Here is an 18,362-nt window from a genome sequence, read left to right as displayed (position 1 = left end):
TCACTTGACCATTCCGCCTGCCGAAGGCTGGACTATTCCTGTCGCAACGCATAGGCCACGATGCTGTCTCCCTTGCGCGTCCCGAGCGAGCCATGCCCCCCGGCAGCGATGACCACGAACTGGCGGCCGCTGGCTTTAGACCAGTAGCTCATCGGACTTGCCTGGCCGCCTGCGGGCAGGCGCGCTTTCCAGAGCTCCTCGCCCGTCTCGGTATCGTAGGCGCGCAGGTAGTAATCGAGGGCGGAACCCAGAAATGCCACCCCGCCGGCCATGACCATCGGTCCCCCGAGCGACGGCACGCCGAGCTCGATCGGCACGGGAACGGGGCTCTGATCGCGGATAGTGCCGTTGCGATGCTTCCAGGTGACCTTTCCGCTCGAGAGGTCGAGGCCCGCCACGTAGCCCCAGGGCGGCGATTGGCAGGGCAGCCCAAGCGGGGACAGGAACGGGTTCAGCGCGACAGCGAAAGGCGCGCCCGTGTTGGGGTTGTATCCCGCGACGCTGGCCGACGAGGGCTCGTCGTTCTGGTCGGCCGGCGTCGGCGGCTTGTCGCCATGTGCCCTGAACCTAGGCGCAACGGGGCCACTGGGAATCAGCCTGTCGACGAAGGCAATGTAGTTGGGATGGGCAAAGGCAATCATCCGCTGGGGGTCGATGGCCATGCCGCCCCAATCCATCACTCCGAAATTGCCTGGGTACACTAGCGTTCCCTGAAGCGACGGCGGGGTGTAGGGACCTTCGTAGCGCAAGCCTTTGAACTTGATCCGGCAGGCGAGCTGGTCGAACATCGTCGCGCCCCACATGCCCGCTTCGCTCGCGTTCTCCTTCGGCATAAAGCTGACCGAGGAAAATGGCTGAGTGGGAGATAGCCGGTCCCCGGGAGGAGCGCCGCCCGGGACGCGGCGCTCCTCGACCGGAAAGACCGGCTGGCCGGTCCGGCGGTCGAGCACGTAGATGTCGCCGGTCTTGGTCGATTGCACCAATGCAGGTACCCGCCCACGGCCCGGCAGCGTGAGGTCCACGAGTGACGGTTGGGCCGGGACGTCCATGTCCCAAAGATCGTGATGGACGGTCTGGAACACCCACCGTAGCTGTCCGCTCGCGATATCTAGCGCGAGCACCGAGGTGGCGAAGCGTTCCGTCGCGGGCGTGCGCCGGCCACCCCATTGGTCGATGGCCGCCATCCCCATGGGCACGTAGACGAGGCCTAGTTCCTCGTCCGCCGCTGCCATCGACCAGCTATTGGGTGACGAGGGCACGAAGCTGCCCTCGGTCCCCCGCGGCGAAGTTTTGCCTGGATTGCCCGGATCGAACGCCCACACCGGCGAGCCCGTGCGCACGTCATAAGCGCGGATGACGCCCGAAGGCATGAAGGTAGACTTGTTGTCGAATACCGCTCCGCCAAAGATGATCAGATCGCGGGTGACAACCGGCGGCGAGGTGATCTGCCACCACCCCCGCTCCTGCCCCGCCTGACCCGGCCAGACGTCAACCTGCCCGTTGTTCCCGAAACCGGCGCATGGACGGCCAGTGAGCGCATTGAGCGCGATCAGGCGCGCGTCGTTAGTCCCCATGATGATGCGCTGTGCGCAATCGGTGCCGGAGGCCTGCTCAGCGACGGCATCCTCCGCATGATACGAAACTCCGCGGCAGGTGAGGTGCTGCATGTCTTTCGACGCCCTGATTTTGGGATCGAACCGCCACACCTGCCTGCCAGTCTCTGCGTCGAGCGCGATCACCAGGTTATGCGGGGTACAGACGTACAGCAGGTTGCCCACCTTGATAGGAGTCACCTCGTACGTGAACTCGTCGGGATCGCTACCGGTCTTTGTGTCGCCGGTCTCGAAGCGCCAGACCTGCTCGAGGCCGCCGACATTCGCCGGAGTTATCTGAGTGAGCGGCGAATACCGGTTGCCCCTGAGCGAGCCTCCGTACGCCGGCCAGTCGCCTGCGGCGAGCAGCGGATCGAGCGCGACCGGCGCGCGGGGTGCGGCAGCGATGCGTCCCTCGAGGCGATGTTCGTCGTGAGCGAGCGCGGCAATCCCGACGACCACCGCAATGCCCAGCGCTCCGACTAGCGGCCATGCCGGACCGGGCCAGCTCCGCGTCCGACTGAGCGGGCGCACGACCCAGGGGAGCAGCATGACCAGACCAAGTGGCACGAGAATGTCGCCTCGCGGCGCCAGTTGCCAGAAATCGAGTCCGACCTCCCACACCGCCCACGCCATCGTGGCAAGCAGAATGACGGAGTAAAGCCACAACGCGGCCGGGCGCCGACGCCACATCAGCAACCCGTTCGCGAGCAGCGCCGCGCCGGCGATGGCGTAATACGCAGATCCGCCCCTGGATACGAGCCATACGCCTCCAACGACGAGCGCGGCCCCCATGAGCGCGAGTAGCGCGGCCAGAATGGACGGCAGGATCGATCTGTGTTGATTTTCTTGCATTGCTAGCCCCTTGAGGAGCGAACGAGCCTGCAATGGTGACGTTCCGAAAGCGCCGCCCACCTGCAAACTTTAGCGATCGGAGGGAGGGAGGCATTTTGACAGCGGGTCGCTCGCCCGTCAGTTTGCTGTTCGGTCAAGCTATAGCGAGGCGACATGGACGAATTGCAGAGATTGCTCAATTCACAGACGCTGCGCAAAGTGGAGGACCGCGAGGACAATAAGGCAAGAGGGCGCTTGTCGCACTTGTACGCGAGTGTCCGACGCGCATTCTCCGAGTTCCTGACGATCCCGACACTCGTTATCGCGGCGTTTCTCGCACTGTCTGTGGCCGTCATTTGGCTCGATAGCATGCGGATCAAGCATGGATGGCCGTCCATCTTGCCTGGGTCGCATGAATCGGTTCAGACCCTGCTCGGGACTATCGCGAGTGCGATCATCACGGTCACGTCGATCACCTTTTCGCTTTTGCTTGTAGCAGTTCAGCAGGGCGCCGCAGCGCTGACAAGCCAAGTGTACGATCAGTTTCTACGCCGCAGAGCAAACCAGGTTTTCTTTGGGTTCTTCGTGGGTCTCGCCCTGTATTGCCTAGTCATCCTTGCGGCCGTTCACCCAGATTATACGCCGGTTTATGGTGCGATGATGGCGTTCGCTCTGACCGTCGTGGCGCTATTTCTGCTCATCATACTTATTTACTCCACGATCGATCAGATGCGCCCGGTCATGATCGTGAAAAGCATCTTACAGCACACTCGGCGTGCTCGATCCGACCAAGGGAAGATGCTCGAGCATACCTGGGAGCATTTCCCAGAATCCGCGATCGTGCTGCCGCGCGCTCGTGTCCCATCCAAGGACAGTGGGTATGTGACCCGGATCGACGTCGAAATGCTGGCGCGTCAAGCGCGAAAAGAAGGGGCCGAGGCGGTAGGTATATTGCCGTCGATCGGTGATTATGTAAGTCGGGGAGAATACGTGCTGGAGTTACGCCGTGCACAGGGTGGCTTCACTGACAGGGCTGCAGACAAACTTCTCGCGGCGATCCGCCTGGACGATCAGCGAGACTTGGATACCGACCCGGCTTACGGCATCGAGCAGCTGGTGACGGTCGGCTGGACTTCGACTTCGACCGCGAAATCCAATCCTCAACCGGGAATATTAGCGTGTCTGAGCTTGCAAGATCTTGTAGGAGAATGGTTCGCGCTTGATGCGAAGCGCCAGTCCCGCAGCGTTGTGGGCTTCCCTGTCATATACACCGACAATGTCTTTCGCAGGCTGCTGGATGGGCTCGAGTCCCTGACAGTTGTCGCTTCGGAATCGATGCAGCATCAAACGCTCGCCGCCGCCTATCATGCGCTTGCGTTCACAGCCTCTCAGGACCCTCGAGAGCTCGGATCGCGGGCGGCTGATATCACCCTTCGATCGCTAACAGCTCTTGGAGACCATGTTTTCACCCAAGTTCTCGAAGACGCCTGCTATAGCCTAGTAGATATGTTACGCCATCGAGGGTTTCCGGACGCGGCTGACAAACTGGAAAGTGCGAGCAGGCAGTTGTCGAGTGGGAGCGGCGAACTACACTCCCGCGCCACGCGCTCCCCGTGACTGATAAGTGTCTTTAAGCCGCAGGCACCTTCGCGGACGCTCGGTCACTTCTGATGGAACGAAGGTTCGCTCGGGTAAACGGACAAGCTGAACCAGCTCGCCAATGTTGCACCTATCGTATCCATGAGCAGATCGAGCAGCGTGTCCTGGAAGGTCCCGATGATCCCGATCATCCACTCGAAAGCTTCCCACGCCAGTCCCAACGCGATTCCGACCAGCACCATCTTTGCCAGGTAATGCGACGGTTTGCCCGTCCGCTTGATGCTCAACCAGCCAATCGCGGCGACGATAGTAAATGGCGTCAGCACGTGAACGACTTCGTCGAACCAAACGGGATTGTGCCAGAGTTCGAGCACATACCCGAGCGCGTTGATCCCGGCGGCGAGTGCGAACAGAAGGGTGAAGATGGGCGGCAAGCGGGGTCGTGAGGAGCCGAATGCGACCGCCGTCACGACAAAACCTGCCATGAGCGCGGCCTCACCCATTTTTCCGTGGGTGGCCAGCCATGCGGATGCGCCCAAGGCGAACATTGCGATGCCCAGCGCAAGCCACAGCAGCGCCGTGCTGTTCAGCATGGCGCTGCTTGAGCAGCGGGCGCCTCTTGTGGGAGCGCTGGACATCTCCGCTCTTCAGCTCAATCGTCCGCAGTCGATGACGAAGGAGTCCCAGACTTTTCTGGATCGGTTCCAGGGGCGGATGCGGCCTGCGTCGCCGCTGCATTCGACGCGCCTGAATTCTTCACGGTCCCGCCGTCGATCAGCCGCATGAGTCCGTCGGCCTCGAGGACACTCTCACCTTTCTTGAATGCCAGGTCACCCCACACGTAGACACGATCGCCGGCGCTTATTCCGTTGCGGACGAGAGGGTTCTTGACGTTGCTGGTGTCCACACGAACGAGCATTGGACCTGCCCCGAGCGAGAAGCCCTTGTCCCAAGTGCCTGTGACCCAACCGGTGTAGTCCACCCCGCTGTTCAACGTCGTCTCCGGTACGGGATGCAGGCCAAGGTCTTCCTCGTCCGCGCCGCTGGCGAAGAAAGTCGTATTGAGGTTCGAGACATAAACCGAACTCGCCTCGATCGACGCCTTTTCGAACAAGTCGTTGTCGACGCGCCCCGTAACCGAGACCTTGTCACCGGGTAGCAGGGCAACACCTTCAAGAGTCTTGTCCCAATCGTCCATCTCGACATCGATTTTGCCGGTGCCGTAATCCAGTATGAACTGGTCGGGGAACTTGGATGCTATCACCCCATCGATAGTAATCCAGTCACCGTTCACGGGCTTTGCGACTGTCGCAACGCTCGCGTCGGCATTTTGAACTTCCGACGTATCGCCGCAGCCCGAAAGAGCGAGAGCAGCGGATAGCGCAAAGACAGTGGCCGCGATTTTCGTTGTCGATATCGGACGATCTGTATCACCAAGCATCGTGATCCTCTTTTTTTGAATTAAACTGACAACCAGGACCGATGGCAGAGAAGCGACCTCGAGAACGCATACGCATCACGCGTGGACGATGCGGGCGGTCTGACCGGGTCGCGCCGCTCGACGCGGGAGTAACTCGGGCACGCTCACGCCAATGGCCTCGCTCGTACCGCTTGGCCCTACGAACGATCGAACGAGTCAGTTCCGATAATTGATAGCGGTCAATTCAGGGAACAGATCGGACTATGGTTAGTGATACTATGGTTAGTGATATAGTCACCACTCTACCCCGGCACCGCATGTATCGGGTTAATCCATTTGACCGGGGTATAGTATGATCATTTGGACGGTTTGCCATTTGCACTCTCAAATCATGCAGGAAGACTCTCAAATACAAGGAGATATATTAAATGCTACGACATCTCATTTTTGCACTTGCGGCCGCGTCTTTCATTTCGTGCGTGCCCGCCAACGCCCAGATCGCCGGTGCGCTCGCGCCGGAAGCTCGGACCAAGATCACCCCTGTCGTACCCCCGGCCACCGCTGTGACCAAGCTTGCCCCCGGTGTGTTCAAGGTCACCCCAGTGCCCGGCATTGCGGCAGCAACTACCGTGCGGTTCCAGAACTTTGGAGATTACGACCGCAACAAGGACGGCGCATACGGGCCAATGGAGTTTGCCCAGGCGCTCTATTTTCTGGCGACAGCCGACCCCGTTGCGGGAAATCCAAAGCTTCCTGCGCTTGACCGGTTCACCCACGCCGGAGCTCCGGAACAGCTTGCCCCTTCGGCCGGAACCGCGCTTCTCAATGCCACCTCAGACGAGTTTCAGCACGTCGACGTCAACCACGATTGGCGGATAACCCCGGCTGAGCTGGTCTCCGCCACTTTGATGTAAACCAATCTCCGAGCGAACGGCAGCGCGATGTCGCTCGCCCGAGATCCGGGTTCCAAGCGTACACCTTGACCGCGCCTGCGCTGAGTCTAACTCAGGCCGGACCGGCGGGAGTGTTCTTATGGAGCCAGAAGCGCTCAACGCGTTTCCCCTGTTTTTGGCTCTTGAGCCTGAAACGCGAAGAGCACTCGCGGCCAGTGCAGTTGTCCGGACGATCGCCGCAGGCGACTTCCTGTTCCGGGAGGGCGAGCCTGCGCGCTCGGTCCACGTTTTGCTTGATGGAATGGTGGAATTGTCGCTCGCCGCCACGCGCAGTGGCTGCTCGGTGATGATCTTCACGGGCGGGGACGTGTTCCTGCCCGCCGCGGCGCTCTTCGAGGAGCCCTACCTGGCATCAGGCCGCGCGCTGTCCGAAAGTCGCGTTCTGGTAATGGACGCTGACCGACTGCGAGAGCTGGCGAAGAACGATGCCGGCTTGGCTATGGAACTCCTGCGCCTCGTCTCGGGTCAGTGGCGGATGGCCGTGCGCCACATACTCGACCTCAAGTGTCGAACCGCTCCGGAGCGCCTTGGTGCCTTCCTCCTTCGCCTGGCAGATAATGCTGTATCCGACACGGATGCGCGTCTTCCGATTTCCAAGCGGCATTTGGCCGGCCGGGTCGGAATGACCGCAGAGACCCTGTCACGGGCGTTGCAGACGCTGGCTGATAACGGCCTGTACGTCCGCGGACGTCGGATCATTATCAAGGATCGCGCGAAAGTTGAGGCGTACTGCGGCCCCGATCCATATGCCAACCGGGAAGACGCAACGCTCGGCGTAAATGTGCTCTGACCGGTATAACCGGGCGGCCGCTCGGCCGAGCTATTCATCGCTCGGAGTACCGTCCATTTTTCCACGGCGCGCTGCGGCAGTGGCGTGCTGACGGTGGTTTTTCGAGCGTTGAGAAGCGCGCACCTAATTTTTTGACTCGGATCGCGGGAAGGAGGATAGGAGCGGCACCATAAGCGCGTTAGCAGCTCCCGTACCGCTCCCTATTTACCCGAGTACGCCACCCCGCTCATGATAATCGCTACATGCTTCCGTAGTTGCCTTTGGCAATCAAGCCGCAGCACATGCCCCTTCAACCGTTTCTTAGGCGGGCAGTCAGGAGCGAGCATCGCAACGCGCCATAGTGAAACTCATTGAGAGGCCATCGCGCTGATGGCCCGTAGGAAGTTAGCTTCATGGCCATTGCCTCCGAACAGGGCGCATCGTTGAAGCCGAACCTGCGCCAGTAGCTTGCTGCGCCTTTCACCGCGACAAGCTCGGCGTCCTGCAGCCCGTCGAGAGCCGCAAGTTCTAATGCACATTCGATTAGCAATCGACCGATGCCCCGGCCGCGCCCCGTAAAGCCGACGGCCAGATCATGGATAAACAAGATTTCGCTTCGCTGCTCGTGAGGAAGGATCTCGCCTAAAGAAGGAGGCGAATGGCTTGGCCATCCATGCGCGAGCAAATAACCGGCGAGCTGGCCGTCGATGGTCGCGGCCGCCGAATAGGGCGCTGCAACATGCAGCTTGCTGGCGAACGCGTCCTCACTCTCACGCAAGACTTGCGGATATACCTCCGACTGTATCCTGAGCGCAGCCGGAAGGTCCTCCCTTTTAAAGCGTCGCACGACAATTCCGGGGCCGTAAGACATACTCGATCAAGGTCCTATCGGTCGACGAACATAAACGAGGACTGGCGCACTCGCACCAGCTTAGACTTTCCTCCGTCGAGTCTGCTTCAGACAAAGTTCTCTCGGGACCTGACGGTCCGCAACCGGCCCATTTGCTGACCTACGGATAGTAAGCCGAACCTATACGTAGATGGCCGCTATCGGGAGGGCGCGACGGCGGAGCAAGATGAGCGTGTCAACCAGCGGCGAACTATATTCCTTTGCCCGTTCCCACCTGGTTGAACGGGACATCCTTATCGACCCGTATCTCACCGGGCAGGCCGAGCACGCGCTCGGCAATGATGTTCTTGAGGATTTCGTCAGTGCCGCCGGCGATGCGCAGTCCCGCCGCGCCAAAATAGCTGCCCTGGAAGCGAGCCAGTTCAGGTACTGTGTCCTCGCCGGTGACGATCCCAGCGCTCTCGGCCAAATCGCTGGCGAAGCGGCCCATTTCCTGCATCGTCTGCGCGACGACGATCTTCGAGATAGAGCTTTCGGGGCCCGGCGTGCGACCGCTGGATAGCGCACTCAGCGTGCGCATGCGGGTGAGCGCGATTCCCTGGTCGGCGATATAGGCGCGAGCTATCCGCTCGCGCACGTGGCGCTGCTCCAGCGCGCTGCCTTCGCCGATGTCGATCGCCTTCGCCAGCGTGATCATCTCCTGCACCCCCGGCGCGCTCGACGGCTTGCCCGTCGAGATGGCCTGGCACGTCCGTTACCGCCACGATCCCGCCCACCGCTGGCTACGGGCGCTGATCGGCGAAGTCATGACCGACTTCAAGGACAAGACGGCAGCAACAGCCATGACGTCGCCAACGTGATGGACTTCATTCGGCCGGCCGACGCCGGTTGAACTTCACAAACATTCCTTAAGGTTGACGTTCCGCACGGCATCTGAAAAACGAAAGCTTGAAATATCAGTTGATATCTGTATTTGCGCGCAATGGCCGCTGCCAAACCTCTCCGTCGCGAATACTCGCAGGCGGCAACGCGAACGGCGCTGCTCGAAGCGGCCGAGACGATGATCCTTGAAAGTTCGATGCCGGGTCTGTCTCTGCGAGCGGTCTGCACTCGTGCCGGATTCACCCAGGGTGCGTTCTATTCCAATTTCGCTTCGCGTGAGGATCTGCTGCTGGCGGTAATGGAGCGCAATCTGGAAGAGCGCGTCCATACCCTTGCCGAAATGACGCTCGATTATCGCGCGATGACATTCGACCAGACCATGGCCCGGATCGGCGCGTGGCTGGCGACCGTATCCGGCCGCCGCGAATGGGCGCAGATGGCGATTGAGCTGCGGCTCGAGGCGGTGCGCAACCCGGCCCTCGCCCGCGCAATAGCCGCGGCCGAGCAGCGGATCGATGGGCTGTTTGCCGAACGGATCGACGATCTGGTCGGGCATTTCGGGCTGAGCCCACGGTTCCGATCGACCGAAATCGTCGAGACGCTGCTGGTCCTGTGGCGCGGCCTGGCGCTCCGTGATGACGACGACAACACGAGCCTTCCGGTGGCCGATATTTTCATCACCTGCATGCGCGCGATGCTGGGTCGGCCGTAATGAAGCGCGCCCTGCCTCTGGTGCCGGCCTTGATGCTGGCAATCGCCGCCAGTCCCGGGCTGGCGCAAACTGCGCTCGATTACCGTACAGCGGAAACCGCTATGGAGGCCACCCCGGCAGGAACGGTGGCGGCCGAGGCCGACCTGCGCGCCGCCGAGCATCAGGCCAAAGCCGTGGCTCATCTGTACCGCCCCACCGTCATCGCCTCGGCCTCGGTCATCGCCTACGAAAAATCGCTGAGCCTTGACCTCACAGGGCCCAAGGAGCAGTTCCTCGGTGGTGCCCAGAACTATCTCGGCGGGCTGCCGGGGCAGTATCCGCCGGTCTATGCCGATATTATCGCGCTGATCGCGGGGCGGATCGGCCAGGCCCTGCCCGGCCTGCTCGCGCCGATACCCGATCAGTACGACTATACCCAGCGAGACGTGGTGGTGCGGCCGAATGTCGCCGCGATCATGCCGCTGTACACCGGCGGCGCGCTGGAGGCGGTGAGCGACGCGGCCAAGGCACAGGTCACGCTGGCGCAGGGCGGGCGCGAACTGGCGCGCGGGGCGGACAGCGTGCGGCTGGCCGAAGTGTATTTTGGCGCCCAACTCGCCCGCCAGCTCGAAGTGTCGAGCCGGCAGACGCTGACCTCCGCCGAACAGCACCTGGGCAATGTCCGCGCGATGGAGCGCGAAGGGGTTGTGCCGCATTCACTCACGCTGGAAGCGGTTGTAGCTCGCGATGCCGCAAAGCGGGCAAACGATCGGGCGCGGCGCGATGCCGACATGGCCCAACTGGCGCTCGCCCGCATCACCGGCACGGCCAACCCCGCGCCATCCACCCCGCTATTCGTCAATACGACGCCGCTGCCGCCGCTGACGGCGTGGACGGGCGATGTCCCGCGCAATGGGCAGATCGCCATGGCCGAAGGCGCCGAACAGCTGGCCGCCGCCGGAGAACGCGCCGCGCGGGCGACCATGCGGCCTTCGGTCTATGCCTTCGGATCGGTCAACGCCGTGCGCAAGCAGTCGCTGCCCGTCGATCCCGACTGGATCGTCGGGGCGACGGTGCGAATCCCGCTGGTTTCGGCGGTCAACCGCCGCGAGCTTGTCGCCGCAGCGCAGGCCCGTCGCGAGGCGGCTCGTCTGCGCGCCGCCGATGCCCGCACCCGCACCGACGGTGAGATCGAAACGACCTGGCTGATGGCCGACAACGCCCGGCGCGCCTTTGCCTCGATCTCCAGCAGCGTGGCGGCGGCAGAGGAAAACCTGCGCGTCAAGCAGATCGGCTTCCGCGAAGGCGTCGGGACCGCGGCAGAAGTGACCGACGCCCAGACCGCGCTTGGCCTTGCCCGTGCCCAGCGTGCGACGGCGGCTTACGAATACAACCTTTCGCTTGCCGCGCTGCTCGCCGCCAGCGGGCAAAGCGAACGCTTCGTCGATTACGCCGAAGCGCCCGACAGGCAGACCGTCGATGACCGATAACACCGATCCCGCACCCGCCGAAGCGGCGCCGGAACCGTACGATGCGGCGCCGGAAACAGGTCGCCGCGCGAACTGGCTGCTGTGGGCGCTGCCCGTGCTCGGACTGCTGGCGCTGGCCGGCATCTGGTATTCCTCGCGGCCCCTACCGGTGCCGCTCCAGGGCACGGTCGAGGCGACCGAGGTCAACGTCGCAACCAAGATGTTGGCCCGGGTTGAAGAGGTGGCGGTGGCCGAAGGGGCTGAGGTCGGCGCTGGCCAGCACCTGGCGACCCTCTCCAGCCCGGGGATCGATGCGCTGGTGAGCCAGAGCGAGGCCAATCTAGACAGCGCCCGTGCGCTGGACGCCATCGCCAACCAGGGTGCCCGGCCAGAAGACATCGCATCGCTGCAGGGGATCGCGGCATCGACCCGCGCCGCCGCCAACCTCGCCGCCGTCACCGCCGGGCGCATGAACCGCCTCTACGCGCAAGGGGTCATCTCCGCCCAGCGGCGCGACGAGGCCGCCGCGGCCAACGTCGCCGCGCGCGCCAACGCGGCGGCGGCGGACGCGCAGTATCGCAAGGCAATGGCCGGAACGCGGGGCGAAACCCGCGCCGTGTCCGACGCGCAGGCCGTTGCCGCCGAAGCGCGCAACCGCGCCGCGCGCCAGATTGCCGCCGACACGAAGGTCACAGCGCCGATCGCTGGAGAGATCAGCCGCCGCCTGATCGAACCAGGCGAAGTCGTGGCGCCTGGCGTGCCGCTGTTCCAGATCGTCGGCCTGGCGCATCCCCGCGTGACCCTGCGCATTTCCGAGAAAGACTATGCGGGCATGGCCCAAGGCCGGGTGCTGACCGGCACCGTCCCCGCGCTCGGCAACAAGGCGGTGCGCCTCCGCGTGACGGCGATTTCCGCGCAGGCCGGCTTCACCAGCGAAAAGGCGACCCGTCAGAATGCCGGGTTCGACGCGCGCAGTTTCGAGATCAAGCTGGAACCGGCCGAGCGGGTCGAAGGCTTGCGGCCGGGCATGAGCGTGCTGTTCGACTGGCCTCAGTGACAGCGCCCTCGGCTCTCGCGCGGCTGGGCGGCTCGGCGCGGCGCGAAGCGGGCTTCATCGCCGGCAGCCGCGTGATGTTGCTGGCGCTGGTGGTCGTGCCGTTCTGCGCGATTGCGGTCATCGCCGCGATGCTTTCGCAAGGGGCGCTGCAGGCCCTCCCCGTCGGGGTGGTGGACAATGCCCGCACCAGCGAAAGCCAGGCGCTCGTCCGATTGCTGTCGGGCCGTCCCGAGGTGCGGATCGCCGCCCAACCGGTCAGCGATGCGGCGGCCGAAGCTGCGATGCGGCGTGGGCAGATCTGGGCGTTCGTTTCTCTTCCCCGCGGTTTCGGCCAAGCCCGCGCGGCGGACGAGCCGATCCGCCTTTTCTATAACGCCGCCTACCTCAGCGTGGGTTCGACGATCGAGCGCAGTCTGACGACCGCGCTGCGCGGATCCATCATCGCCGGATTCGAGGACACCGCCTGGCGCGCCGGTGTGCTGTCAGACCGGGCAGCGATCCCGCAGGTGCAGATTTCGGTGCTGTTCAATCCCGAAGCGAGCTTTGAATGGTATCTGCAGGCGCTGGTTCAGCCCGCCATGCTGCACCTGCTGGCGGCCTGTGTCGCGGTTTACGCGATGGCGCGCGAACTCGGTGGGCCCGATGGCCGCTCGCTCGACGCATGGCGCGCAGAGACGGGTGGCGGGGCGGCTGCGCTGGCGGGAAAGCTGGTGCCTTACCTGACGCTCCTGAGCTTCTGGGGAGCGGTTTGGATGGTCTGGCTGGTGGGCTTCAAGGGGTGGCGGATGGAAGGATCGCTGCTGGCGACCTTTGCCGCACAGATCGCCCTGATCGCCGCGTCTCTGGCGCTGTCATTCGGCTTCGTCGCGGGCGCGCGGCGCGACATTTTCGGTTATTCGCTGAGCGCGCTCTATGCCGGCTCGGCGCTGGCCTATTCGGGCGGCTCGCTGCCGATGGAGGGCGCGCCGACAGTGGCGGGGGTCTGGCATCAGGTGCTGCCGTTTACTCACTACCTGACCGCGCAAATGGACCAGTTCCTTGGCGCACCTGCGCGCCAGGCCTGGGGGGCGGCGCTGCTGCTCGCGGGCTACGCGGCGGCGGGTCTCGCTCTTGCGACATGGCTGGGCCGGAGTAAATCGCCGGCATGAGCGTGCGCGCCGCCTTCATCGACACCGCGCGTCAGCTTGGCCGAAACACCGATGCGCTGATGCTGATCGTGGTCGCAGCGCTGTTCTACGGCTTCTACTATCCCGCGCCTTACAGCCAGGGCCATGCGCAGGACGTGCGGCTGGCAGTCGTGGACGAGGCGCGCACCCCGCTCAGCCGACAGCTCGTCGAGCTGATCGAGGCCAGTCCGCTGGCCAAGGTCGCCGCCCGCCCCGCCAACCTTGCCGAGGCGCGCACCCTGCTGGTCGAGCGAAAGGTCGATGGCGTGCTGCTGCTTCCTGGCCAAGTGCTGGAAGACGCCCTGCGCGGGCAGGACAGTGGCATAGCCCTGTGGATCAACGGAACTTACCTCGTGCGAACCAAGGCTTTGGGAGAGGCGATCCAGGGGGCCATCGTCAACACGCTCGAAAACGAGGCGAAAGGACGGCTCGGGGTGCGGATCGACATTGCCGATCCGGTCGCGTCGCAACCGCTGTTCAACCCCGATCTGGAATACGGCACCTATATCTTTCCCGCCGTTACACCGGTGATCCTCCAGCAGACCATGCTGTTTGGTACCGCCGTGTTGTTCGCCGGGCGCAGGCGGCGCGGATGGAACGAACTGGGCGGCCAATGGCTGGCGCTGAGCCTCGTGTCGTTCGTGCTAACGGTGACCTATTTCGGCTGGTTCTTCGCTGCGCAGGATATCCCGCGCCAAGCCGGAATCGACGCCCTGCTGATCGTCGCGCTGTTTGCGGCAGGAGCCATCGCCGCCTTCTCGCTGTTCGCCGCCCGGCTGTTCCCCAACGCGCGCGCCGCGCTGCTGTTGCTAATCCCCACCTCGCTACCGATCTTTTTCCTCTCGGGCGCGACCTGGCCGCGCGAAGCGATGCCAGGCTGGGTCTCGGCGCTGGGCGCACTGCTCCCTTCAACCCACGCCAGCCGCGCCCTCCTTCTCACCGACCAGATGGGCGCGCCGTTATCGGACGCCCTTCGGCCGCTCACAGCTTTGGTGATACTGACAATTTCTTTTTTTGTCGGGTCGGGCCTTGTTTCGCGGTTTATGACGAATCCGGATGAATTGACGACATAATCGTCAGATCGCCGGGAGCAGGCTTGTTGCCGAGCGGTTCGCTCCCCGCCGCGGGCCGGGCGCTCACGAACGCGCCTTACTTGCTGCGATCGGCGCCACGGTTGCGCCGCAGGGTGGCGGCCATACGTTCCAAGCGCCGCCTCATCCTCAATGACCAGCACCAGGTTACTGGTTGATATCAGTGCAAGTAGGCGGAAATGTGTGCACACTAAAGAACGCTCGCGGTCTCGAAACCGCTCTTAATCAGCAGGTCCTAGGTTCGAGCCCTAGTGCGTCCACCATCTTTCGACAGCTTAGATGTGAAATTGAGCCAGCATCTATGTGCGGCAGCTCGCCCGGCCGCACGAACACGTGCGGCGCGAATTGCAGCGCGAACTTGGTGGTAAAATTCCCTTCATAGCGGTCGATCGCGCGCAGCAGCCCGCCGAGCTCGTCGCGATCGGTGATCGCTGCGTAATGCTTGGCTTTGGGTGAGATGAGCGCGCCCTGGAGCGGCGAACATGGATCGTGTTCGCAGCGCAGTGTCGCTACCCCGTAACGGAACACCCGCGAGCCGAAGCTGCAGGCGCCGCGCCTTCTCGTAATTGCCCTCGCCCTCGTGCTTCTTGAGCACGCTCAGCATCTCGTGGGGCGTGATCTCGGCGATCGGCCGCCCGCCGATCGACTTGTTAAGCACGGCCGCGAGCCAGTTCATCTTGACGAGCGTCGCCATCGCGAGACCCTCGGCCTCACGCTTCGAGATGAACTCGTGCGCGACCGACTCGAAGGTGTCGCCCGCTCGGATCAACGCGGCGATCTTCTCCTCGCGCTTCCGCCGCGCCGGGTCTCCGCCCTGGCCGATCTCCACTCGCGCCTCGTCGCGCCTGAGTCGCGCTTCGCGCAGGCTCACCTCGGGGTAGCGGCCGAAGGTGAGCTTCTCGCGCCCGTCCTGCCGATATTTCATGCGCCACAGCTTCGAGCCATTGGCTCGAATAAGGATGTACAGCCCGCCGCTGTCGCCGAGCTTCCAGTCCTTGTCGCGCGGAGCGGCCTGCTTGAGTTGTAGATCGGTCAACGCCATGGGGGCCTCACCTGAAAATCTGGCGAGTTCGAGTCCCGTTTCGATAGGGGCACCGGGGAAAGAAAGGCCCCCGGGGCCCCCAAGGTCGAAGATGAACGAACGCGAACGCCAGCGATCAACCCTGGCGATTTTCTACATCATTTCAGATGCTTTTGTCGACCGCTGGCGAACCGCGGCGGAAGAACAAATGGTGCCCAGAAGAGGACTGTATTTGTCCTGCAAACAGTTGATTTCTCATGCAAATTAGCAATGAGAGATCGCCAGGACCACCATTAGCACCAGCGCGTCGCGTGGAAAAGGCTGGACGTGCGGGGACGAATATCCGCGCGTTGCGCTTGAGTTCAGCTGCTGGGCCGATAGCCGACGGTCAGCTTCTGCGTTCGCGTATGACGGAAACAGCCGGTTCGCTGAGATCGCGAACACATGCTGCTGGCTACCCTATCCCTCACACAGTCAAAAGGGGCCGTTGGTTCACGTTGGCTAGCGTTTCGTTCGGCGTTGCACGATCGTCTGCGCGAGAATGCGGCGATTGATCTTACGCTTCCAATTCAGTTGAGCCGCCGAGAGAACGCGCTTCCGAGCAGTCTGCATGAGGAAGTGATACTCTTTCTCGCTGTACAGATAGCCCATGCGATAGGCATGTTCGATCAAATCGAAATTAGCATTTGCAGTGTCATCTTGGGCGATGCGTTTCAGGCCATCGAAAAGGTTCCCCGTGTCGATCTGGATGAAACGATTGATGCAGACATTGCCAACGTAGGTGGTGTTTCCATTGCAGCGGTTGCGAATGTAACAATGCTCCTTGATCTCCTGACCGCAGGGGCAATTGTCCCACTCGTCGCTGATCTCGACGGCAACGAGCTCCCATTCCTGACGCGCGGCCTCAAAATTCGATGCTACCGATAACGGGAGGATGTGAGCTTTGAGGTGCTCGAAATTAGGAGATGTCATCGCAACTCTACCGCCCAGCAACTATACCGCCGGCCGCCACCCTACCTGGCGGTAAGCCAGCGCGTGAACCGCGCGAGAATGCCAGGGCGAGAGGCCGGCTCGATCGGCCGAGGCGGGGGTGAAGCTTGCAACTCACCCTTGTAATGCCGCTCCTTTCGGTCGCGGTCTAGCAAGCGGCCGAGTTCGATCCGCTCACGCGACCATTTGTCAGCCCAATGCACCCGCCCGCCATCAAGGATGTAATGCGACTGGCAGGGGAAGCTCCAGTTCCCGATGGACGGGTTGATAGAGACGACTTCCCCGTTGAACTTCATCGACCAGTCGCGCGGCGAGAACCGCGTATAGACCTCGCTCCCGCAGCCGCAGAAGCAGCGGTGCGCCGCCGTGCTGAACTCCACCGACACGTAGAGGATTCCCTCATCGAGCTTGTCCGGGAATGCCTTGACAAATTTGTGGTCGTAGGCGGCCCGGCTCATATCCTGTCCTCGTTGATGATGACGTTGCCGTTCAGCGCGAAGTTGGCGTGATGCTCATGCCCGAGGTCGATGTAGAAGCCAAAGTGCTTCTTCCACCGGATGACCGCGAGGGCGGCGTTGAGCGCGTTCAGATCGGCAATCTGAATATTCTTGGCGTAGATGTTGTCCTTGCCGCCGTCCTTGAAGGAAATCCGGCGATTGTCGCGCACATGTTCGCGCTTGTCCGGTGTGCTGGTGGTCACACGCACCAGACCCGTCAGGCCATCGTCGATCATCTCGATGCCCATGCCGACATCGACGAATGGCACGCCGTTCTGTTCGAGATATTCCACGAGCAGGCGCTTGGGCGTGCCAGGGTCCATGCAGATGAAGGCGAAGTCCAGGGCGCCGATCTTGTCTATCGTATCCGCTGCGATAGCAAATGCATGAGGCACGATGCCGCGATGCATCCGCGAGTAGATCCCCGCGAGGTAATCCACCTTCTTGGGCAATTCGCGGAGCTGGTCGGCCGACGGCGCGCCCGGCGCGCGGAAAGCGTTGTGCTGGAGGAAGGTGTCGCCATCGAAGATGGCGATTTCCCGCACCGGCGTCTTGGCCACGAGGTCGAGGACATAAGAGCCGGTGCCGCCGACGCCGAAGATGCCGACCCGCGCCAGTTCCAGCTTGCGCATGACGTTGGTGATGCCCACTCGACCCGAGGCCGTGTCGGGGTAGTGGAAGTGCGATTGCGGATCGTCGCTTTCCACGAAGCGGTGCGTCCGCGCCGTGACGTTCGGATCGAGCTGTTGCGCGTGGCGCTCCATCATGGTCACATAGGTGGTCATCTTGTGGTGATAGTCGCGGTAGCCCTCACGCGGCTTCTTCGAGAACGAGTGGTTCACGGTAAGGCCAGGGCCGAGCGGCTGATCGCCGCTGGAGTGGCGCATATGCTCCAGCGGCTTGCCGCTGCTGTCGCACGGATATTCGCCAGCCCACATGGCGACATGCTGCCCGATGGGCGATGCCGTCACATCACCGGAAATGCTGCTCATGTCCGACACCAGCGTGCCGAGGCGGATCTCGCCCTTGCTGTTCACATAGGGCACGCCGGAAATTACCAGATGGTTGTGGAGGATGGCCAGCTCGTAGCCATCCTCCACAAGGCGGGCGAGGTCGGGATTACGACTTGTCAGTGGCGGTGACATCGAAAATCATGTCCTTCTTGATGCGCACCGTCTCCCCCGGCTGGAGGGTGCCTTCCTTGTTCTGGCCAGGACCGTCGCGGTAGGTGGCGGTGATCTCAATGTTCTCGCCGCTGGGCGGGTTCTCGAACGCGAGCGCAAGGATCTGGCCGTAAGTAACCTCCTTGCCCTCGACTTCCTTCTCGCGGGTGTTGACGATGATCGTCGTCTTGCTGTGTCCGCCCTGTCCGTGATCGTCCTCGTGACCCTGACTGTTGCCGTGACCTTGGCCGGGATCGTCGTTCTTGTTGGTATCCATCTTCGCGCTCCGATTCGTGATTAAAAGCAAAAAAAGTACCT

At 62.7% G+C, this 18,362-nt stretch carries 20 protein-coding genes; 10 read left to right on the top strand and 10 right to left on the bottom strand.

Annotation, left to right across the window (positions count from 1 at the left end; all coding sequences use genetic code 11):
* Positions 1 to 32: 32 nt before the first annotated feature.
* Positions 33 to 2,447 (bottom strand): membrane-bound PQQ-dependent dehydrogenase, glucose/quinate/shikimate family, encoded by a 2,415-nt coding sequence (locus IEW58_RS00265; RefSeq protein WP_188643297.1) that lies wholly within the window; start codon positions 2,445 to 2,447, stop codon positions 33 to 35.
* A 153-nt stretch (positions 2,448 to 2,600) separates the two neighbouring features.
* Between IEW58_RS00265 and IEW58_RS00260 the strand changes: the two genes are divergently transcribed.
* On the top strand, positions 2,601 to 4,043 hold the full coding sequence (locus IEW58_RS00260) for a DUF2254 family protein (RefSeq protein ID WP_188643296.1): 1,443 nt from the start codon (positions 2,601 to 2,603) through the stop codon (positions 4,041 to 4,043).
* Positions 4,044 to 4,087: 44 nt separating this feature from the next.
* On the opposite strand, the gene IEW58_RS00255 is transcribed toward IEW58_RS00260, so the two are convergent.
* Both IEW58_RS00255 and IEW58_RS00250 read right to left on the bottom strand, forming a co-directional pair.
* Positions 4,088 to 4,618 (bottom strand): DUF2238 domain-containing protein, encoded by a 531-nt coding sequence (locus tag IEW58_RS00255; RefSeq protein WP_188643295.1) that lies wholly within the window; start codon positions 4,616 to 4,618, stop codon positions 4,088 to 4,090.
* A gap of 59 nt (positions 4,619 to 4,677) precedes the next feature.
* Entirely contained in the window at positions 4,678 to 5,466 is a 789-nt protein-coding gene (locus tag IEW58_RS00250; protein WP_188643294.1) for a NirD/YgiW/YdeI family stress tolerance protein, read from the bottom strand.
* A gap of 407 nt (positions 5,467 to 5,873) precedes the next feature.
* Between IEW58_RS00250 and IEW58_RS00245 the strand changes: the two genes are divergently transcribed.
* Both IEW58_RS00245 and IEW58_RS00240 read left to right on the top strand, forming a co-directional pair.
* Entirely contained in the window at positions 5,874 to 6,359 is a 486-nt protein-coding gene (locus IEW58_RS00245) for a hypothetical protein (RefSeq protein WP_188643293.1), read from the top strand.
* A gap of 118 nt (positions 6,360 to 6,477) precedes the next feature.
* Entirely contained in the window at positions 6,478 to 7,188 is a 711-nt protein-coding gene (locus IEW58_RS00240) for a helix-turn-helix domain-containing protein (protein WP_188643292.1), read from the top strand.
* A gap of 289 nt (positions 7,189 to 7,477) precedes the next feature.
* Here IEW58_RS00240 and IEW58_RS00235 read toward each other — a convergent pair whose 3' ends face one another.
* Positions 7,478 to 8,038 carry a GNAT family N-acetyltransferase gene (locus IEW58_RS00235; RefSeq protein ID WP_188643291.1) on the bottom strand — a complete coding sequence of 187 codons (561 nt, stop codon included), beginning with the start codon at positions 8,036 to 8,038 and terminating at the stop codon, positions 7,478 to 7,480.
* Between the two features lie 229 nt (positions 8,039 to 8,267).
* The gene (locus IEW58_RS00230; protein ID WP_188643290.1) at positions 8,268 to 8,714 is read right to left on the bottom strand and encodes an acyl-CoA dehydrogenase family protein; all 447 of its coding nucleotides are present in this window, start codon (positions 8,712 to 8,714) and stop codon (positions 8,268 to 8,270) included.
* Here IEW58_RS00230 and IEW58_RS00225 point away from each other — a divergent pair.
* From IEW58_RS00225 to IEW58_RS00200, 6 genes are all read left to right on the top strand, one after another.
* Positions 8,686 to 8,877 (top strand): type 2 periplasmic-binding domain-containing protein, encoded by a 192-nt coding sequence (locus tag IEW58_RS00225; RefSeq protein WP_229658344.1) that lies wholly within the window; start codon positions 8,686 to 8,688, stop codon positions 8,875 to 8,877. The two genes, IEW58_RS00230 and IEW58_RS00225, sit on opposite strands and share 29 nt — an antisense overlap.
* Positions 8,878 to 8,999: 122 nt before the next feature.
* Positions 9,000 to 9,611 (top strand): TetR/AcrR family transcriptional regulator, encoded by a 612-nt coding sequence (locus IEW58_RS00220; protein ID WP_188643289.1) that lies wholly within the window; start codon positions 9,000 to 9,002, stop codon positions 9,609 to 9,611.
* On the top strand, positions 9,611 to 11,080 hold the full coding sequence (locus IEW58_RS00215; protein ID WP_188643288.1) for a TolC family protein: 1,470 nt from the start codon (positions 9,611 to 9,613) through the stop codon (positions 11,078 to 11,080). The genes IEW58_RS00220 and IEW58_RS00215 overlap by 1 nt, the downstream gene beginning before the upstream one ends.
* Entirely contained in the window at positions 11,070 to 12,116 is a 1,047-nt protein-coding gene (locus IEW58_RS00210) for an HlyD family secretion protein (protein WP_188643287.1), read from the top strand. The genes IEW58_RS00215 and IEW58_RS00210 overlap by 11 nt, the downstream gene beginning before the upstream one ends.
* On the top strand, positions 12,113 to 13,264 hold the full coding sequence (locus tag IEW58_RS00205; RefSeq protein WP_188643286.1) for an ABC transporter permease: 1,152 nt from the start codon (positions 12,113 to 12,115) through the stop codon (positions 13,262 to 13,264). Before IEW58_RS00210 ends, IEW58_RS00205 begins: the two co-directional genes overlap by 4 nt.
* Positions 13,261 to 14,355, top strand: a complete 1,095-nt coding sequence (locus IEW58_RS00200) for an ABC transporter permease (protein ID WP_188643285.1) — start codon at positions 13,261 to 13,263, stop codon at positions 14,353 to 14,355. The genes IEW58_RS00205 and IEW58_RS00200 overlap by 4 nt, the downstream gene beginning before the upstream one ends.
* Positions 14,356 to 14,749: 394 nt before the next feature.
* Here the strand turns inward: IEW58_RS00200 and IEW58_RS00195 are convergent, their stop codons facing one another.
* On the bottom strand, positions 14,750 to 15,415 hold the full coding sequence (locus tag IEW58_RS00195; protein ID WP_188643284.1) for a tyrosine-type recombinase/integrase: 666 nt from the start codon (positions 15,413 to 15,415) through the stop codon (positions 14,750 to 14,752).
* 91 nt (positions 15,416 to 15,506) lie between these two features.
* On the opposite strand from IEW58_RS00195, the gene IEW58_RS00190 reads away from it, so the two are divergent.
* On the top strand, positions 15,507 to 15,662 hold the full coding sequence (locus tag IEW58_RS00190; RefSeq protein WP_188643283.1) for a hypothetical protein: 156 nt from the start codon (positions 15,507 to 15,509) through the stop codon (positions 15,660 to 15,662).
* A 233-nt stretch (positions 15,663 to 15,895) separates the two neighbouring features.
* On the opposite strand, the gene IEW58_RS00185 is transcribed toward IEW58_RS00190, so the two are convergent.
* The 4 genes from IEW58_RS00185 to IEW58_RS00170 are packed head-to-tail and all read right to left on the bottom strand — an operon-like array spanning position 15,896 to position 18,321.
* The gene (locus IEW58_RS00185) at positions 15,896 to 16,366 is read right to left on the bottom strand and encodes a hypothetical protein (RefSeq protein WP_188643282.1); all 471 of its coding nucleotides are present in this window, start codon (positions 16,364 to 16,366) and stop codon (positions 15,896 to 15,898) included.
* A 41-nt stretch (positions 16,367 to 16,407) separates the two neighbouring features.
* Positions 16,408 to 16,842, bottom strand: a complete 435-nt coding sequence (locus IEW58_RS00180; protein ID WP_188643281.1) for a ubiquitination-like system serine protease family protein — start codon at positions 16,840 to 16,842, stop codon at positions 16,408 to 16,410.
* Positions 16,839 to 18,026: a ThiF family adenylyltransferase gene (locus tag IEW58_RS00175; protein WP_188643280.1), complete on the bottom strand. Its 1,188-nt coding sequence runs from the start codon at positions 18,024 to 18,026 to the stop codon at positions 16,839 to 16,841. Before IEW58_RS00175 ends, IEW58_RS00180 begins: the two co-directional genes overlap by 4 nt.
* Positions 18,001 to 18,321 (bottom strand): multiubiquitin domain-containing protein, encoded by a 321-nt coding sequence (locus IEW58_RS00170; protein WP_188643279.1) that lies wholly within the window; start codon positions 18,319 to 18,321, stop codon positions 18,001 to 18,003. The genes IEW58_RS00175 and IEW58_RS00170 overlap by 26 nt, the downstream gene beginning before the upstream one ends.
* Positions 18,322 to 18,362: the final 41 nt, after the last annotated feature.

The organism is Tsuneonella deserti (genome assembly GCF_014644315.1).
Lineage (GTDB): Bacteria > Pseudomonadota > Alphaproteobacteria > Sphingomonadales > Sphingomonadaceae > Tsuneonella > Tsuneonella deserti.
Note: the sequence above shows the minus strand (reverse complement) of the source record. Positions and strands in the feature narration are given on the sequence as shown.

What these genes read in the sequence shown, in the direction of transcription:
- IEW58_RS00265 (WP_188643297.1), bottom strand. Translation starts at nt 2,447, where the DNA reads ATGCAAGAAAATCAACACAGATCGATCCTGCCGTCCATTCTGGCCGCG.
- IEW58_RS00255 (WP_188643295.1), bottom strand. Translation starts at nt 4,618, where the DNA reads ATGCTGAACAGCACGGCGCTGCTGTGGCTTGCGCTGGGCATCGCAATG.
- IEW58_RS00240 (WP_188643292.1), top strand. Translation starts at nt 6,478, where the DNA reads ATGGAGCCAGAAGCGCTCAACGCGTTTCCCCTGTTTTTGGCTCTTGAG.
- IEW58_RS00215 (WP_188643288.1), top strand. Translation starts at nt 9,611, where the DNA reads ATGAAGCGCGCCCTGCCTCTGGTGCCGGCCTTGATGCTGGCAATCGCC.
- IEW58_RS00225 (WP_229658344.1), top strand. Translation starts at nt 8,686, where the DNA reads ATGTCGATCGCCTTCGCCAGCGTGATCATCTCCTGCACCCCCGGCGCG.
- IEW58_RS00220 (WP_188643289.1), top strand. Translation starts at nt 9,000, where the DNA reads ATGGCCGCTGCCAAACCTCTCCGTCGCGAATACTCGCAGGCGGCAACG.
- IEW58_RS00185 (WP_188643282.1), bottom strand. Translation starts at nt 16,366, where the DNA reads ATGACATCTCCTAATTTCGAGCACCTCAAAGCTCACATCCTCCCGTTA.
- IEW58_RS00200 (WP_188643285.1), top strand. Translation starts at nt 13,261, where the DNA reads ATGAGCGTGCGCGCCGCCTTCATCGACACCGCGCGTCAGCTTGGCCGA.
- IEW58_RS00210 (WP_188643287.1), top strand. Translation starts at nt 11,070, where the DNA reads ATGACCGATAACACCGATCCCGCACCCGCCGAAGCGGCGCCGGAACCG.
- IEW58_RS00190 (WP_188643283.1), top strand. Translation starts at nt 15,507, where the DNA reads ATGAACGAACGCGAACGCCAGCGATCAACCCTGGCGATTTTCTACATC.
- IEW58_RS00170 (WP_188643279.1), bottom strand. Translation starts at nt 18,321, where the DNA reads ATGGATACCAACAAGAACGACGATCCCGGCCAAGGTCACGGCAACAGT.
- IEW58_RS00245 (WP_188643293.1), top strand. Translation starts at nt 5,874, where the DNA reads ATGCTACGACATCTCATTTTTGCACTTGCGGCCGCGTCTTTCATTTCG.
- IEW58_RS00195 (WP_188643284.1), bottom strand. Translation starts at nt 15,415, where the DNA reads ATGGCGTTGACCGATCTACAACTCAAGCAGGCCGCTCCGCGCGACAAG.
- IEW58_RS00175 (WP_188643280.1), bottom strand. Translation starts at nt 18,026, where the DNA reads ATGTCACCGCCACTGACAAGTCGTAATCCCGACCTCGCCCGCCTTGTG.
- IEW58_RS00180 (WP_188643281.1), bottom strand. Translation starts at nt 16,842, where the DNA reads ATGAGCCGGGCCGCCTACGACCACAAATTTGTCAAGGCATTCCCGGAC.
- IEW58_RS00230 (WP_188643290.1), bottom strand. Translation starts at nt 8,714, where the DNA reads ATGATCACGCTGGCGAAGGCGATCGACATCGGCGAAGGCAGCGCGCTG.
- IEW58_RS00250 (WP_188643294.1), bottom strand. Translation starts at nt 5,466, where the DNA reads ATGCTTGGTGATACAGATCGTCCGATATCGACAACGAAAATCGCGGCC.
- IEW58_RS00260 (WP_188643296.1), top strand. Translation starts at nt 2,601, where the DNA reads ATGGACGAATTGCAGAGATTGCTCAATTCACAGACGCTGCGCAAAGTG.
- IEW58_RS00235 (WP_188643291.1), bottom strand. Translation starts at nt 8,038, where the DNA reads ATGTCTTACGGCCCCGGAATTGTCGTGCGACGCTTTAAAAGGGAGGAC.